A 14,203-nucleotide genomic window follows, 5' to 3' on the forward strand; every position below is an offset into this window, starting at 1 on the left:
CACTGCTTCAAACAGTGAAGCGGTGCCTCTACACCGCCTCCCAGACGCGGTTCAGGATCTGTGCGGCGAGCGCTGCCTTGTCCTGCGGCAGGAAGCGCCCATAGTGCTTGGCCACCATGTCAGGCGTATCCTGGATGGCGTAGCTCGCCTGCACATAGGAGCCGGTCTGCTTCAGGATATGGGTGGCGAGCACATCGCGGATATTGTGTGGGCCGTGCGGCAGTAGCCCCTTGATCGCGCCGCGATCCGTATAGGGATTATGGATGCCGTAGCGCTGGATTGCGAGCCGCCAGGCCTCATGGAAGGTATTCTGGCAATAGGCGGCATCCTTTCTGGTGAGTTTCACCGTCTTCACGAACAGCGTCCCAGGATCGGCAGCGTTCTTCAGCAGTGCTCTCCGGTGCCGGTCGATGTAGACGTCGAGATAGTGGTAGATCCCATTGCGCTCGATTAGATCGACCTACAACGTCCGGCTTCGAACACCTCGTCAATGTCTATATCTGGCGGGGGCCCCTTTCTCACGCTTTATAAACGCCGCTGTCCTCAGAAACCTCATGCGCCAGCGTCGGCCCCTTCGCGAGCCGCCGCCCAAGCGCCGCGACGAACGCCTCGTACCGCTCCCCCGCCTTGGTTCGCGCGGCCTGGACCGCAGGCTCCGGCAATGCCGACGTGGTGGCCAGCCAGAACCGCACGAACACCGCGAGTGTCTCGACTGAGATGCCGAGGTCCCGCTCCAGCCGGGCCATCCGACGGTCCATCTGGTCAAGGCGTTTGGCGATTGCAGCTTCCCGCTGCTCCGCGGCGTCCGGCGACAGGAAGGACGCGATGGCCGCCTCGGCGATCAGGGACTGAGGCTCGCCGCGCCGCGCGGCATAGTCGCCCAACAACCCCATCGTCGTCGGATCCAGATAGACCGAGATCTGAGCCTTCTTCTTGCGTGGGGTCATCACCATCACAGCTCCATGCCATCATTGGGATCGAGCGAGACCTGACGCGCGACGCCCTGCATGACGCCCGTTATGCGACTGGTCCGGGCCACGTCGTCTTCAGTCTCATCGACCAGATCGATCTCGAACTCGTTCCGCACTTGCTGCGACGTCTCCACCGTCTCTACTCGTGCAAGCTCCGGCTGGCGCCGTTGCTCCGAACCTGTGGTGTCCTCATCGTCACCGCCCTCGACCATCAGGCTCAGCTGTGACGGCGCGGGCAGCGGCAAGACGGTCCAGTCGTCGGGCGGGCGATCGCGAGGTGCCGAAAGCTCCGGTGGGTGCAGAAGCCGCTCCCTGAACCGATCATCCTCATAGTACCGCGCCTTCTTCGCGCGGATGGGCGGCGTACCGGCCACCATGACGATCTCGTCGACCGGAGAAAGCTGCATCACCTCGCCCGGAGTCAGAAGTGGGCGCGCAGTCTCTGAGCGGGACACCATGAGATGAGCTGCTGCCGGTTTCATGGACACGAAGATAAGATCGTGACCAAGGACCTGGAGTGGAGATATGACGAGACGGAAGTTCAGCGCGAGTTCAAAGTTGAGGCCGTCAGGCTTGTGACGGATGGGGGCGTTGCGGTGGCGCAGGCGGTCCGGGACCTCGATGTGGCGGAGAGCGTGCTGCGCCGCTGGATGCGGGAACTGACCGCGACCCCGGCCACAGCATTTCCTGGGAACGGGCAGATGCGGGCTGACCTGGCCGAGATTGCTGCCTTGAAGAAAGAGGTCGCCCGGCTTCGGGCGGAGCGTGACATCCTCAAGAAGGCGGCGGCTTTTTTCGCGCGCGAGGCGATATGAGGTTCGCCTTCATCGCCAAACACCGCCACATCTGGCCGGTCAGCTGGCTCTGCGATGTCCTGGAGGTCTCGCGCTCAGGCTTCCATGCCTGGTTCAATCGCCCGACCAGCACCCGCGAGCTCCATGACGCGAAGCTCGTCACAGCGATCGAGGCGAGCTTCAGGGCCAGCGACCGGACCTACGGCGCGCGCCGCGTCTGGCGCGATGTTCTGGAAGAAGGGCTGGCCTGCGGGCTGCACCGCATCGAACGGCTGATGCGCGTCAATGCCATGAGGGCGCGGCCCAGGCGGCGCGGCACGCCGAAGGATGATGGCGAACGCTCGGTCATCGCCGGCAACATCCTTGATCGCGACTTCCAGGCCGACCGGCCGAACCAGAAGTGGCTGGCTGACTTCACCTATATCTGGACCGCGGACGGCTGGCTTTACGTCGCTGCCGTCCTCGACCTGTTTTCCCGGCGTGTCGTTGGCTGGTCCATGAAGGCCGAGCGGGATGCCTCCCTGGTCATGGATGCGCTGATGATGGCAGTCTCGCGACGTGGCAAGGCCGACGCTCTGCTTCATCACCCGGACCAGGGATCGCAATATACAAGCGTGCAGTGTCAACCGCTTTTGGCCGATAACGGCATCACCTGTTCGATGGGCCGGGCCGGGCACGTCTGGGACAATTCGGCGATGGAGAGCTTTTTCTCGTCGTTGAAGACCGGACGGGCGGCCCGTAAGGTTTACCGCAGCCGTCACGAGGCGCGCGCCGATGTCTTCGACTACATCGAGCGCTTCTACAACCCGCGCAGGCGGCATTCGAAACTGGGTTACCTCAGCCCCACGGAGTTCGAGGCGCGCACCATGCTAGCTTAACCCGCTGTCCACGAAGCCGGCAGCAGCTCACCATGGTAAATTTGGCGTAGGCTTTCTCCAAGGCCGTTTTCTTCAGTCTGTAAGCCGTACAGCAGGCCGATCTCGCGCTGCAGGTCGAAATCGAATAGGCGGACAAATCGCACGGCTTCGCTTTGAAAGCTCTCAGGCATCATGCCGACCCCCATTCCTGAGCGAACCAGCGACAGCATGCGTTCGTCGCTGTCCGTCTTCAGGGCGAAATGCGGGCGCACCCCCTTCTGAGTGAAGAAGCGGCTGATTTCCGCCATCGCCTCACAATGCCGCCGGACCACCATGCGATCACCGGCGAGTTGCTCGGCATGAATGCAATCGGCTTCTGCCAAGCGATGATCGAGTGGCAACACCAACAAGTAACGCTCAGTGACCAAGGGGGCGCAGCGAAAGCGTGCATGATGCGGACGTAGCACCGTCAAAGCGACATCGAGACGCCCACGATCCAGTCGGTCAATAAGATCACGCTCGCTGCCGTCGAATATCTCTAATGTTTCAGTGCTTTGCCGCCGTGCGTGAAGCAGGACGAGTCTTTCGACAATTGCGGTTGGGACTGTTGAGAGAATGCCAAATCGTAGCACCCGTGGTTCGGAAGTGCCCTTCAACTCTTGCACGGCCAAATCGAATTCGGCCGCGATGCGCCGTGCCCTGATCAAGAAGCGGCTGCCGGAGGGTGTCAGCGTCACGGATCGCTTATTGCGCTCGAAAAGCCGATTGCCAAGCTTCTCCTCCAGCTTTGCGATCCCGGCCGACAAAGTGGGTTGGGTTACCCCAACGCGGTTGGCGGCACGGGTGAAATTCCCCAGTTCCGCGACCGCGAGGAAGTAGCGCAGCTGATACTGATCAATCATAGACGCTGTCTATCATAAGGGCGTTGATCTTTCAATTTCTCATGGAAAGGCGGCTTGGCTAGTGTCGATCCATTCCTCCTTTATCTGACTAGGACGCTGACATGAACGCTTCGAAAGACGGGCCAGCCATTCTCGTTGAACGCGAAGGTCCGGTCATGCGCGTCACTCTCAATCGCCCGTCAGCCGGCAACGCCATCACCCGCTCCATGGCTCACGAACTGATGCAAGCGGTGACGGCGGCGGAGGCGGATCCTGCCGTTCGCTGTGTGCTGGTCACGGGCCAGGGCAAATACTTTTGCGTGGGTGGCGATCTTGGCGAATTTCCCGGGTCGGGCCCGGATCTGCGGATCTATTTGAGGGAGTTAACCACCTATCTGCACGCCGCGCTCTCGATGCTGCTTAAGATGGAAAAGCCCTTGGTCACAGCGATCAATGGACCTGTAGCAGGCGGGGGGCTCGGCTTAGCGCTCCTCGGTGACGTCGTGATCGCCGCGCAATCGTCCCACTTCACGACTGCATATAGGACGATTGGAGTTACCCCCGATGGAGGATCTACGTGGATCCTTCCGAGGCTGGTCGGACTTCGCAGGGCACAGGACATGCTGATATCCAACAAGCGCATCACGGCCAACGAAGCGGTTGATATCGGGCTTGTATCCCGAACCGTCGAAGACGGAGCGCTTTCTACGGCGGCGACGGAAGTGGCGCAGGAACTCGCTCACTTCAATACCTTCGCTTTGAGTGGGACGCGCAAATTGCTTCTCTCGAGCTATGGGAACTCACCCGAGGCACAAATGGAACTTGAATCGAACATGATTGCGATTTCCGCAGATTCTGCTGGCGGGCAAGAAGGCATTCAGGCGTTCTTGGGAAAGCGCAAACCAAAGTTCCACTAGGCGCGATATCTGCGGTGTTGGGGGAGCCCACTGGCCTGTCGGAGAAACCGGCGCACGAGCTTCACTTTCGCACAAGCGCGCGTGTTTTCAACCGAGGCCGGCCTTAGCTCGTTGTGGTGAAGAAAGCCAAGGGTACAGGATCTAACGAGCGTGTGATCGCTTTTAAAATCAATATTGGGCCGCCGGCCGCAGTGGAGGATGCGATGCTTCAGAACTCGCTGAAAGAGTTCAATTTCGACCTCGGTGAGACCGCCGATGCGATCCGCGACACCGTCCATGCCTTCGCGCAGGAGAAGATTGCCCCCCGCGCCGAGGAGATCGACAGGACGAACCAGTTTCCTCGGGACCTGTGGCCGGAAATGGGCGCACTCGGCCTGCACGGAATTACCGTAGAAGAGGAGTATGGCGGCGCCGGCCTCGGCTATCTCGAGCATTGCGTTGCAGTCGAGGAGGTTTCGCGCGCTTCGGCCTCTGTCGGGCTCTCCTACGGAGCCCATTCTAACCTCTGCATCAATCAGATCCGCCGCAACGGCACGGAAGAGCAGAAGCGGAGATACTTGCCGAGGCTGATCTCGGGCGAGCATGTCGGCGCGCTCGCCATGTCGGAGCCAGGCTCCGGCTCTGATGTCGTCTCGATGAGGACAGCGGCGCTGAAAAAGGGCGACCGTTATGTCCTCACCGGTAACAAGATGTGGATCACCAATGGCCCTGTCGCTGAGACGCTGGTGGTTTACGCCAAGACCGATCCCCACGCAGGCCAGCACGGCATCACCGCCTTCCTGATCGAGAAGGGCATGAAGGGCTTCTCGACCCACCAGAAGCTCGATAAGCTGGGCATGCGCGGCTCCGACACCTGCGAACTCGTCTTTGAGGAGTGCGAGGTGCCGGAGGAGAATGTGCTTGGTTCGGTCGGGCGTGGCGTCAAGGTGCTGATGAGCGGGCTCGACTATGAGCGTGTCGTGCTCTCGGCCGGTCCGCTCGGCATCATGCAAGCTGCGATGGACATCGTGCTGCCTTATATTCACGAGCGCAAGCAGTTCGGTCAGCCGATCGGCGAGTTCCAACTCGTCCAAGGCAAGATCGCCGACATGTATGTCACGATGAATTCCTGCAAGGCCTATGTCTACGCTGTCGCCAAGGCCTGCGACCGCGGAGAGACCACTCGCGAGGATGCCGCCGGTGCGATCTTGATCGCGGCCGAGAAGGCGACGCAGCTCGCGCTCGACGCCATTCAGCTCCTGGGGGGCAATGGCTACATCAACGACTATCCCACTGGCCGCCTGCTGCGCGACGCCAAGCTCTACGAGATCGGTGCTGGAACGAGCCAGATCAGGCGGATGTTGATCGGCCGAGAACTGTTCAAGAAAGCATCGTGAACACGGGCGGGCAGGGCGTCATGAGGCAGCACTTTGCGATCGGGCACGGGAACCGTGCCGGACCGAGCGGCTGCTTCAGCCTTCGGCAAAAAGGCGGCCTACCTTCTTGCGGTGGCAATAGGCTCATCCTACGAGACCGTGCTGTTCCCGTTCGGCCCAGCCCCGTATGCGGGGATGGTCATGTTGGCTCCCGACAACGCATGGCACGTCCCCTGCATCGGAGACGAGGATCGACGCAGCATTCTCCGCGACTATTGGGGCTGCCTCCGCAACTTGGACCAACGGCCCCGGTTGGTCGTGCCCTCGCTGGATGCGTTCGATCCGCAGATGCGACTGCTTCAGCCGTGTCCCGCTTCTGCCGAGGCGGTGCGTTCTGCGTCGCCCCGGTAGAGTTGGAGGTGCACCGTCACTCCGCCAGTATCGTTGGCCGAATAGATCAGCAGCTTAGCGTCTCGTCCTCCGGTGCCCAGGGGAGTTCCAAAATTGCCGGCCAGGCGGCGGCCGAGCGCTTGGAGAAGATCTCGATGTGCCGCAGACAGGCCAGGCCGAATTCCGCAGGCGTCAGCGCGCGATAGGCGACGCGACCTTGCGGGAATGCATCAGCATAGCGCCGGACGGCAGCCGGCGGGACGACCACGTCGTCCTCCATCGTCAGCATCCGCAAGGCCGGACCATTCATATGGAAGTCCGGCTCAGGCAGGCTTAGGCCGATATCGCCGTGAAAGAAGTCCCGCCGCGTGCACCACCTGCGCCATTGCCAATAGACCCCGGCGGGAAGGTCTTCCCCGAGGAGTAGCCGCTTGCCTGGCAGATAGCCCGCGAGCGACGTCCCGATGGGTCCCAGGGCGTACCAGAAGGCGAGGGCGAGAGGGCGGTAGCTCCAGGGGTGGTCGCTGACGTGGCCGAACCCCGCACCGACCGTGGTGATCCGCTCGACCCGGATATCATGCCTGCGGAATGGGAAGGCCAGTCCGCCAAGGGAATGACCCAGCACCCACAAGGGCCCTTGCGGGGCGATATCCACCAACGCGCGCTCGGCCGCCCCCTGGTCGCGGATCGCCCAATCCGCGAATGTGGCATCGCTCTCCCGCATCGGCCGATGCTGGGAGGCCCCGAAGTCGCGGTAGTCATAGGTGAGGACGCCGACCCCGTGCTCCGCGGCCCAGCTCGCGAAGGCCGCGTAATAGCGTTGCGGTACGCCGGTGGCACCATGGAGCACCATGTTCGCCCGCAACGGTCCCGTTGGGGGGAAGTAACAGGCCGCAAGCCCTGCGCCCTCCGCCTCGATGGTCATGCGCCGTTGTTCCGCGCCCTGAGCCTGCTCCATGCCCTACTCCATTAGACCGTATGGTCCAATGGAGTTATAGACCATATGGTCTAGACAATATAGAGGTTCGATATGTCGGAAAACTCCAATCGGGATCTCCTTTTGCGCACCGCGTCCGGCCTCTTCCGGCGGAAGGGCTATGACGGTGTCGGACTGAACGAAATCCTTGCCGCCTCTGGGCTGCCCAAGGGGTCGCTGTACTACCATTTCCCCAGAGGCAAGCGTGAATTGGCGGAGGCGGCGACCGCCTGGGCTGGGCAGGCTGTCGAGACTTTGGTGGAGCGGATCTTTGCGGCTGCCACCGATTTCCCGAGTGGCGCGGCGGCGATCCCGCGCGCAATTGCCGATACGGTGAAGCAGAAGGGGCAAGTCCTGGCCTGCCCCGTCGCCAGCATCCTACAGGCCGGGACACAGGACGAGCGACTACGTCTCGCGGCTCGGCAGGTCATATCGAGCTGGACCGTCTGTGTCGCCAAGCACGCCGGTCGCCTCGGGCACCCCTCTCCCCAGAGCGCGGCTGAATCCCTCATCATCCAGCTTGAAGGCGCGTGGCTGCTGGCTCTCGCCGAGCAGAATGGCGGCCCCCTCGAACGTCTGGCGGACCGGTTGTCCGAGCGCGCGATGGTCTGATCATCGCAACCGCACGAAACTGTCGTTGACCCCTAACTGAAACGCCGGGAAAACTTGCGTCAGCTTCACACCGCCGGTCCGCTGGTATCGAGATTTGCTTCCCAGAATGGTGGGTCGCGCAGTCGAGAGGCAATCCAAGAGATAAGAGTCTCGGCAATCGGACGCGGCTCGCGTCGACGTGAGTGCAGTGCCCAAAGATCGACGGGTGCAATAGAAAAATCGAGCTTCAGCGCGATTATCCGACCCGCCGCGATATCGTCGGCGACGAAGAAGCTCGGCAGGTTGCCGATGCCAATTCCTGCCAAAACGGCATCGCGCACGGCCTCGCCGTTGTTTGCGAGCAGGACGGTGCGAGGAGGTTTCGCATTGACCAACTTGCCACTGTCAGACTGAAATCGCCAATCCTGCGTGCTCTGCAACAGACTGTATGCGATGCCTCGATGATGTCCAAGTTCTCCGACTGTTCGAGGCCGGCCGTGGTTCTCAATATAGCTGGGGCTGGCACATATAATGCGGCGGATCGCACATAGTCGTCGCCCGACAAGATCGCTATCACGCATCTGACCAATACGCAGCGCCACATCATAGTTCTCTGCGGCGATATCGACGAAGCGGTCATCATAGGTGATCTCAGCGTCGACATTTGGATGCTCGGCCAAATAATCGGTAATGATCGCACCAAGATAGCGCACGCCCAGTCCCGCCGAAGTGGTGATCTTGATGCGTCCGCCGAGCTCCTCGGGGTTGATGGTTACGACTTGGAAGAGATCATCAAGGGACCCGAGCAGCGGCCGTGCACCCTCTGCCAATACACGTCCACGCTCCGTCAACGAAAGCCGTTGGCCGCGATTGAAAAGCGTCACTCCGAGCGCCTTCTCCAGCGCGGTTACCCGTTCGCTGAAAACGGACTTGGCGACGCCGCTCCTGCGCGCGGCCGCCGAGATTCCGCCCGCCTCGACCACGGCGAGGAAGGCGCGGAGAGTGACCAGATCGACGCTCGTGGCGCGTTGAGGCGAGATCATATGCCAGATCTATCGTTCGAAATAGCCGAACACAAGGTTCGCCATCTCCCATCTTTGAGAAAGGGGGCGGGACGGGCCATTGTGGCTCGAACAAGGATCGGCAATGGAAATCGGACTTTACACTTTTGGGGACCTCACGCCGCACCCGGTAACGAAGCAGCCTCCGTCCGGTGCGCAAAGGGTTGCCGAAATCACCGCAGCAGCGCGGCTTGCCGACGAAGCGGGCCTGGATGTGTTCGGCATTGGAGAACATCATCGGCTCGATTATGCGGTGTCGACACCGGCTGTGGTGCTGTCAGCCATCGCCGCACAGACGAAATCCATTCGCTTGACGAGTGCCGTGACCGTTCTTGCTGCCGCCGATCCCGTGCGGGTATTCGAAGATTTCGCGACGCTCGACCTCGTGTCGGAAGGCCGCGCCGAGATTATGGCGGGACGCGGCGCCTTCGTGGAGCCATTCCCCTTATTCGGCTACGATCTCGATCATTATGAGGAAGTCTTCGTCGAAAACTATGCGCTCTTGCGAAAGCTCGGAGCTTCGGAGCGCGTCTCGTGGCGCGGCAGATTCCGGTTAGAACTGCGTGATGCCGCTGTCGCGCCGCGCCCCCAACAGAAGGACATTCCTGTCTGGATCGCCGTCGGCGGAAGTCCCCAGAGCGCCGTACGCACCGCCGCTCTCGGCGCGCCGATGGTCCTCGCCGCGCTCGGCGGCCCGATCGCCGCGCGGCAGGGCATTGTCGATCTCTACCGTCGGTCAGCGCCAGAAGATGCCGTTGGTCTAAGAGTTGCGCTCGCCAGCCACACCCATATCGGGGCCACTTCGCAGGCGGCACGGGACACCTTCCACGCCCACTACTCGCATTATTGGCACCATGCATCGGGCGGGCGCATGCCTCTTATGTCGCGCGCGCAGTTTGATCAGGCGGCCGCGCCAGGCTTGGCGCTCATGGTCGGGTCGCCGCAGGAGCTCATTGACCGGCTGCTGCTGGCGCATGAATTGTTAGGCATCGATCGCTTCCTGGCGCAGATCGACGTCGGCGCGCTGCCCTACACCGAAGTTGCCGCCGTGATCGAGCGTCTTGCGACGCAGGTTGCTCCGGTTGTGCGCAAGGCGACTCGAACGCCATCAACCTCTGATGATCCCTTGCCTATGACAGCCCCATGATGGAGGGCGTTGCGTCATACGCTGAACCATCGAAAACAACCACTTTTAAACACGGAGCATCACCGATGATCAAAATCGCCATCGTTTTCCATTCTGGCTACGGTCACACTCGGCGCGTTGCCGAGCACGTCCGGCAGGGCGCGGCGAGCACGGGAGCTGAGGTCGAGCTGATCGCGATCGATGCCGAGGGCCATGTGCCAGAGGGGACCTGGGAGGGGCTCAAGGCCGCTGACGCCATCATCTTCGGGGCGCCGACCTATATGGGCGGGCCGTCTTGGCAATTCAAGAAATTCGCTGATGCGTCCAGTAAGCCTTGGTATGGGATGGAGTGGAAAAACAAGATCGCCGCCGGCTTTACCAATTCGGCAACGTTGAACGGCGACAAAGAATCAACGCTGATGTACCTGTCGACGCTGGCAGCCCAGCACAAGATGCTTTGGACGGGCAGCGGCATGCACCCATCAAACAGCAAGGCGTCGACCCGTGATGACCTGAATAATCTCGGCGGCTATCGCGGCCTGCTGGTGGTTTCGCCGTCGGACGCGGCGGTCGATGAAATGATCCCGGGAGATCTGAAGACGGCTGAAGCCTTCGGCGCAAACGTGGCCGAGGTGGCGCGAGAGGTTAAGGGCTAAGAGCGTGCCGTCTGAGTGCTTAAGAACGCGAACTATCTCTCATGTGCCGATCAAGGGATGACCGCTCAAATGCATCAGACAGTGTTGCAGAAATCACTTCTTCTCGCCATGCGGCTTCTTGTCGGATGGCTCTTTCTCCGAGCGGGGCTGCGTCAACTTTTCAGTGGTGAATGGACGGCTGCAAATCTTCTAGGGGGAGCCCAAAATCTGAAATTCGTTTTCGATTTCATGATGCAGCCGCCCCTCCTGAATATCATCGATACCATCGTGCCGCTGGTGCATCTCGTGCTTGCCCTGTCGTTCATTCTAGGGATCTTCGTGAGCTTGGCGGGGGCGGTCGGGGCGACCCTTATGATGCTCTATTTCCTTCCTGTGGTGCAATTTTCATGGAGTCCACCACCGGCGATTACGAATGAGCACATCGTCTACGCACTTATCATGCTTTATCTTGCTTCCGTTGACGCGGGTCGCGTTTGGGGGTTGCAGACAGTGATCGACAAATTAAGGAGCCGACGCTGATATACGCGTCGGCGCTGGCGGCTCGCGCCGGATGCTGAGGGCCGGAAGCAGCCCGCATTCGTCAGCAACACGGCATCGATCGGCGCCGATCAATCCGGCTTGGCCGTGCCTGCTGGGGTCCGCCCTTTGCGCAGTATCTTTTCTTTGCGCGGCCGGGGATTGCGTTCGTCCTCAACGATTGCGGGGGCTGCTGCCACAAGCTCCATCAGATACCCGACCTCAGCGGCAAGCCTGCGTTCGGTATGGCGCAGCGCCCATTCCTCGGCCACGCCGACGTAGGGGAGCGCGCCCTCGATCATGGCGCGACGCTCGTCCAGAAGCCTCTGCGTGCGCGCGAGCCGATCGGTCAGGAGGCCGGTAAAGGCGGCCGCGTCGGCCGGCTTGGCTTTGGTCAAAGCAAGGTCGAATGGGTCGTATCTGAACCAGATCTCCGTCAGGCCGCCATCACGCAGTTCCGCCAAAGCCTGGCGACCCGTTTCCGTAATCTCGTAGAGCTGCCGTGTGGGGCGGTTGCCATCCTTCTCCTGTCCGGCTTCGCGCAGCAACCCTTCGGCCGCCAGCCGTTTCATCGCGCCATAGACCGCGCCGACCGGAATGTCGGTCCAGAACGGCACCCGCTTCTTCTCCGCTTCAAGTCGCAGCCTGTGGCCGTGCATAGGTCCCAGTTCGGCGAAGGAGGACAGGATGAAGAGCCGGATCGAAGACATATTGCTTAAATGCTCCCGTGAGAGTATATACATGAGAGTATATCATGCGGGCTGACGCGCCGCAAACGTGAGCACCCGCCCCAGCCCCGTCCGAAAGGTCGCCATGAAATCCATCCGCATCCATGCCTTCAATGGGCCAGCGGTCATTGAGGAAGTTCCCGTCCCGGCATTCGCCGCGGACCAGATGTTGGTTCGCATCCAGGCTTCCGCGCTCAATCCGCTTGACATCGGCCTGCTGACAGGCTGGGCGGCGCAGTTCTTCCCGATCACCTTTCCTTATGTGCTCGGTAGCGACTTCGCCGGTGTCATCGAGCGGGTCGGCGCATCCGTCGAGGGCTTCAAGCCAGGGGACGCGGTGATCGTATGGGCCGACCCGCTGACGGGTGGCGGCTTGTCTGAATATGCCGCCGTGCCGGCCTCCCATTGCGTGCCGCTGCCCTCGGCGCTGACACCAGTCGAAGGGGCCGCCATACCCACCGCTGGCAGCACGGCCTGGCACGGTCTGTTCTCGGTCGGTCATTTGAAGGCTGGCGAGACTGTGCTGATCCACGGGGCCGCCGGAGGGGTCGGCATGTTCGCGGTGCAGTTCGCCAAAAAGGCGGGCGCGCGAGTCCTGGCCACGGCGTCTGGCGATGGCGTCGATCTGTCGCGGTCGCTGGGTGCCGATGAGGTCGTGGACTACAAGCAGCAGGATTTCGCGCAGGTCTTCAGCGGTGTTGATCTTGTCTTCGATCTTGTCGGCGGCGAGACGCAAGCGCGCAGCTATTCGGTCATCAAGCAAGGCGGGCGCCTCGTGACGCCGGTCAGCCCTCCGGATGAGGCGACGGCCAAGGCGCATGGCGTGTCAGCGACCATGATGTACGTCAAACCCTATGCATCGCAGCTCGGCGACGTCGTTCACGCCGTTGTTCAGGACGGCCTCAAGGTGGTGTTCGACACGTCTGTCCCCTTCGCGGCCTTCGGCGAGGCAATCGAACGTCAGAAATCCCGCCACGCGCGCGGCAAGATCGTCATCACCCAGGTCTGAACAACAGCCCGAAAGGAATAGTAACATGACAGATATAGCGAAAGCGGGCGTCTATAAGATGGGCGACCGCGCCGTGAAGCGGATGGGCTATGGGGCCATGCAACTTGCCGGTCCTCATGTCTTCGGTCCGCCGAAAGAGCATGATGCGGCCATTGCAGTCTTGCGCGCGGCTGTTGAAGCTGGTGTCGATCACATCGACACCAGCGACTTCTACGGCCCGCACATCACCAATCAGCTGATCCGCGAGGCGCTGCATCCTTATTCGGACAAGCTCACCATCGTAACCAAGGTTGGCGCAAAACGCGGCGATGACGGATCATGGATGCCGGCGCAGGCCCCCGACGAGCTGAGGGGGGCTGTCCATGACAATCTGCGGAACCTTGGCCTGGACGTTCTGGATGTGGTGAATTTCCGGGTCATGGGGGAAGTGATGGCCCCCTCGGAGGGCTCGATCGAAGAGCGTTTCACGGCTCTCGCCGAATTGCGCGAGCAGGGCCTGATCCGCCACCTCGGCCTGAGCAATGCCACGGCGGTGCAGGTGGGCGAGGCGCAGAAGATCGCCCCCGTGGTCTGCGTGCAGAACGAATACAACATCGTCAACCGCGCCGATGACCCCCTGATTGACCTGCTGGCCGAACAGGGGATCGCCTACGTGCCGTTCTTCCCGCTCGGCGGGTTCTCTCCGATCCAGTCGGATGCCCTGGCGGCGATCGCGGCACGGGTCGGCGCGACCTCGCGCCAGATCGCCCTCACCTGGCTGTTGGCGCGCGCGCCGAATGTGCTCCTGATCCCCGGTACGTCCAGCGTCAAGCATCTCCACGAGAACCTTGCCGCGGCCGAGCTGGAACTCTCCGCCGACACGCTTGCCGCGTTGGACGCCATCGCGTGAGCTTGATCAACACGATCCCGGCGGACCAACGCTCGTCGGTATCGACCAGGGTTCCGGCCATCTGCGCGGGAGGAACTGAAACCCATGCGGGAGCCGTCGAATGGATAATCTCGCCCACTCCCTGATCGGTGCAACGCTTGCACAGACCGACCTCAAGCGGCTGACCGGGTTGGGGACCGCGACCCTCGTTATCGGCGCCAATCTCCCCGACCTCGATGCGTTCGGGTTGCTCGTCGGCGAGAACCTTGCATGGCGGCGCGGTTTGACGCACGGTCCGCTCGGCCTGCTTTTCCTGCCCTTACTGCTCGCCCTTGGGGTGGTGGCGTTCGACAGATGGCAGTGACGTGCTCCCTGAGTTTCGGCCAGCGGGAGCTGGAAAACTCCGGGGTTTGAAGTGCTCCCCATTTCTAGGCCACCCGTAGCTGGAAAATTCCGGGGTTAGGGCTCTTGCCGGCGGGGATGCTGATGAGCCGTTCGGCTTCGAGC

General features: G+C 61.7%; 14 protein-coding genes and 3 pseudogenes. 10 read left to right on the plus strand and 7 right to left on the minus strand.

What is annotated here, in order from left to right:
- Nucleotides 1-28: 28 nt before the first annotated feature.
- From MEU52_RS08820 to MEU52_RS08830, 3 genes and pseudogenes are all read right to left on the minus strand, one after another.
- Nucleotides 29-436: pseudogene (locus MEU52_RS08820) on the minus strand (hypothetical protein); the annotation flags it as partial.
- A gap of 82 nt (nucleotides 437-518) precedes the next feature.
- Nucleotides 519-947 (minus strand): CopG family transcriptional regulator, encoded by a 429-nt coding sequence (locus tag MEU52_RS08825; protein ID WP_238121402.1) that lies wholly within the window; start codon nucleotides 945-947, stop codon nucleotides 519-521.
- Between the two features lie 5 nt (nucleotides 948-952).
- Nucleotides 953-1,453: pseudogene (locus MEU52_RS08830) on the minus strand (type IV secretory system conjugative DNA transfer family protein); the annotation flags it as partial.
- A 43-nt stretch (nucleotides 1,454-1,496) separates the two neighbouring features.
- On the opposite strand from MEU52_RS08830, the pseudogene MEU52_RS08835 reads away from it, so the two are divergent.
- Nucleotides 1,497-2,643 (plus strand): annotated as a pseudogene (locus MEU52_RS08835) (IS3 family transposase).
- Here MEU52_RS08835 and MEU52_RS08840 read toward each other — a convergent pair.
- A complete protein-coding gene (locus MEU52_RS08840) occupies nucleotides 2,640-3,524 on the minus strand; it encodes a LysR family transcriptional regulator (RefSeq protein WP_238120919.1) in 885 nt (294 codons plus the stop codon). The pseudogene MEU52_RS08835 and the gene MEU52_RS08840 overlap by 4 nt on opposite strands.
- 101 nt (nucleotides 3,525-3,625) lie before the next feature.
- On the opposite strand from MEU52_RS08840, the gene MEU52_RS08845 reads away from it, so the two are divergent.
- Both MEU52_RS08845 and MEU52_RS08850 read left to right on the plus strand, forming a co-directional pair.
- Nucleotides 3,626-4,420, plus strand: a complete 795-nt coding sequence (locus MEU52_RS08845) for an enoyl-CoA hydratase/isomerase family protein (protein WP_238120920.1) — start codon at nucleotides 3,626-3,628, stop codon at nucleotides 4,418-4,420.
- A gap of 203 nt (nucleotides 4,421-4,623) precedes the next feature.
- Nucleotides 4,624-5,796, plus strand: coding sequence for an isovaleryl-CoA dehydrogenase (locus MEU52_RS08850; protein ID WP_238121403.1), 1,173 nt, complete (start codon nucleotides 4,624-4,626; stop codon nucleotides 5,794-5,796).
- 436 nt (nucleotides 5,797-6,232) lie between these two features.
- Here the strand turns inward: MEU52_RS08850 and MEU52_RS08855 are convergent, their stop codons facing one another.
- Nucleotides 6,233-7,123 (minus strand): alpha/beta hydrolase family protein, encoded by an 891-nt coding sequence (locus MEU52_RS08855; RefSeq protein ID WP_238120921.1) that lies wholly within the window; start codon nucleotides 7,121-7,123, stop codon nucleotides 6,233-6,235.
- Between the two features lie 72 nt (nucleotides 7,124-7,195).
- On the opposite strand from MEU52_RS08855, the gene MEU52_RS08860 reads away from it, so the two are divergent.
- A complete protein-coding gene (locus tag MEU52_RS08860; protein ID WP_238120922.1) occupies nucleotides 7,196-7,753 on the plus strand; it encodes a TetR/AcrR family transcriptional regulator in 558 nt (185 codons plus the stop codon).
- 65 nt (nucleotides 7,754-7,818) lie between these two features.
- Here the strand turns inward: MEU52_RS08860 and MEU52_RS08865 are convergent, their stop codons facing one another.
- Nucleotides 7,819-8,775 (minus strand): LysR family transcriptional regulator, encoded by a 957-nt coding sequence (locus MEU52_RS08865; RefSeq protein WP_238120923.1) that lies wholly within the window; start codon nucleotides 8,773-8,775, stop codon nucleotides 7,819-7,821.
- Nucleotides 8,776-8,878: 103 nt separating this feature from the next.
- On the opposite strand from MEU52_RS08865, the gene MEU52_RS08870 reads away from it, so the two are divergent.
- From MEU52_RS08870 to MEU52_RS08880, 3 genes are all read left to right on the plus strand, one after another.
- Nucleotides 8,879-9,940 carry an LLM class flavin-dependent oxidoreductase gene (locus MEU52_RS08870; RefSeq protein ID WP_238120924.1) on the plus strand — a complete coding sequence of 354 codons (1,062 nt, stop codon included), beginning with the start codon at nucleotides 8,879-8,881 and terminating at the stop codon, nucleotides 9,938-9,940.
- A gap of 65 nt (nucleotides 9,941-10,005) precedes the next feature.
- Nucleotides 10,006-10,575: a flavodoxin family protein gene (locus MEU52_RS08875; protein WP_238120925.1), complete on the plus strand. Its 570-nt coding sequence runs from the start codon at nucleotides 10,006-10,008 to the stop codon at nucleotides 10,573-10,575.
- 57 nt (nucleotides 10,576-10,632) lie between these two features.
- Nucleotides 10,633-11,094: a DoxX family protein gene (locus MEU52_RS08880; protein ID WP_238120926.1), complete on the plus strand. Its 462-nt coding sequence runs from the start codon at nucleotides 10,633-10,635 to the stop codon at nucleotides 11,092-11,094.
- A gap of 89 nt (nucleotides 11,095-11,183) precedes the next feature.
- On the opposite strand, the gene MEU52_RS08885 is transcribed toward MEU52_RS08880, so the two are convergent.
- Entirely contained in the window at nucleotides 11,184-11,801 is a 618-nt protein-coding gene (locus MEU52_RS08885; protein ID WP_238120927.1) for a PadR family transcriptional regulator, read from the minus strand.
- 103 nt (nucleotides 11,802-11,904) lie between these two features.
- Here MEU52_RS08885 and MEU52_RS08890 point away from each other — a divergent pair, with 103 nt between their 5' ends.
- The 3 genes from MEU52_RS08890 (at nucleotide 11,905) to MEU52_RS08900 (ending at nucleotide 14,060) form a co-directional block, all read left to right on the plus strand.
- A complete protein-coding gene (locus MEU52_RS08890; RefSeq protein WP_238120928.1) occupies nucleotides 11,905-12,828 on the plus strand; it encodes an NADP-dependent oxidoreductase in 924 nt (307 codons plus the stop codon).
- A gap of 25 nt (nucleotides 12,829-12,853) precedes the next feature.
- Nucleotides 12,854-13,717 carry an aldo/keto reductase family oxidoreductase gene (locus tag MEU52_RS08895; RefSeq protein WP_238120929.1) on the plus strand — a complete coding sequence of 288 codons (864 nt, stop codon included), beginning with the start codon at nucleotides 12,854-12,856 and terminating at the stop codon, nucleotides 13,715-13,717.
- A 100-nt stretch (nucleotides 13,718-13,817) separates the two neighbouring features.
- A complete protein-coding gene (locus MEU52_RS08900; RefSeq protein WP_238120930.1) occupies nucleotides 13,818-14,060 on the plus strand; it encodes a metal-dependent hydrolase in 243 nt (80 codons plus the stop codon).
- The last annotated feature ends 143 nt before the right edge of the window (nucleotides 14,061-14,203 follow it).

The sequence above is a fragment of the Xanthobacter sp. NM-25 genome (assembly GCF_022138605.1).
GTDB lineage: Bacteria > Pseudomonadota > Alphaproteobacteria > Rhizobiales > Xanthobacteraceae > Xanthobacter.

Coding starts and splice junctions, on each gene's coding strand:
- MEU52_RS08825 (WP_238121402.1), bottom strand. CDS start 947: ATGACCCCACGCAAGAAGAAGGCTCAGATCTCGGTCTATCTGGATCCG.
- MEU52_RS08840 (WP_238120919.1), bottom strand. CDS start 3,524: ATGATTGATCAGTATCAGCTGCGCTACTTCCTCGCGGTCGCGGAACTG.
- MEU52_RS08845 (WP_238120920.1), top strand. CDS start 3,626: ATGAACGCTTCGAAAGACGGGCCAGCCATTCTCGTTGAACGCGAAGGT.
- MEU52_RS08850 (WP_238121403.1), top strand. CDS start 4,624: ATGCTTCAGAACTCGCTGAAAGAGTTCAATTTCGACCTCGGTGAGACC.
- MEU52_RS08855 (WP_238120921.1), bottom strand. CDS start 7,123: ATGGAGCAGGCTCAGGGCGCGGAACAACGGCGCATGACCATCGAGGCG.
- MEU52_RS08860 (WP_238120922.1), top strand. CDS start 7,196: ATGTCGGAAAACTCCAATCGGGATCTCCTTTTGCGCACCGCGTCCGGC.
- MEU52_RS08865 (WP_238120923.1), bottom strand. CDS start 8,775: ATGATCTCGCCTCAACGCGCCACGAGCGTCGATCTGGTCACTCTCCGC.
- MEU52_RS08870 (WP_238120924.1), top strand. CDS start 8,879: ATGGAAATCGGACTTTACACTTTTGGGGACCTCACGCCGCACCCGGTA.
- MEU52_RS08875 (WP_238120925.1), top strand. CDS start 10,006: ATGATCAAAATCGCCATCGTTTTCCATTCTGGCTACGGTCACACTCGG.
- MEU52_RS08880 (WP_238120926.1), top strand. CDS start 10,633: ATGACCGCTCAAATGCATCAGACAGTGTTGCAGAAATCACTTCTTCTC.
- MEU52_RS08885 (WP_238120927.1), bottom strand. CDS start 11,801: ATGTCTTCGATCCGGCTCTTCATCCTGTCCTCCTTCGCCGAACTGGGA.
- MEU52_RS08890 (WP_238120928.1), top strand. CDS start 11,905: ATGAAATCCATCCGCATCCATGCCTTCAATGGGCCAGCGGTCATTGAG.
- MEU52_RS08895 (WP_238120929.1), top strand. CDS start 12,854: ATGACAGATATAGCGAAAGCGGGCGTCTATAAGATGGGCGACCGCGCC.
- MEU52_RS08900 (WP_238120930.1), top strand. CDS start 13,818: ATGGATAATCTCGCCCACTCCCTGATCGGTGCAACGCTTGCACAGACC.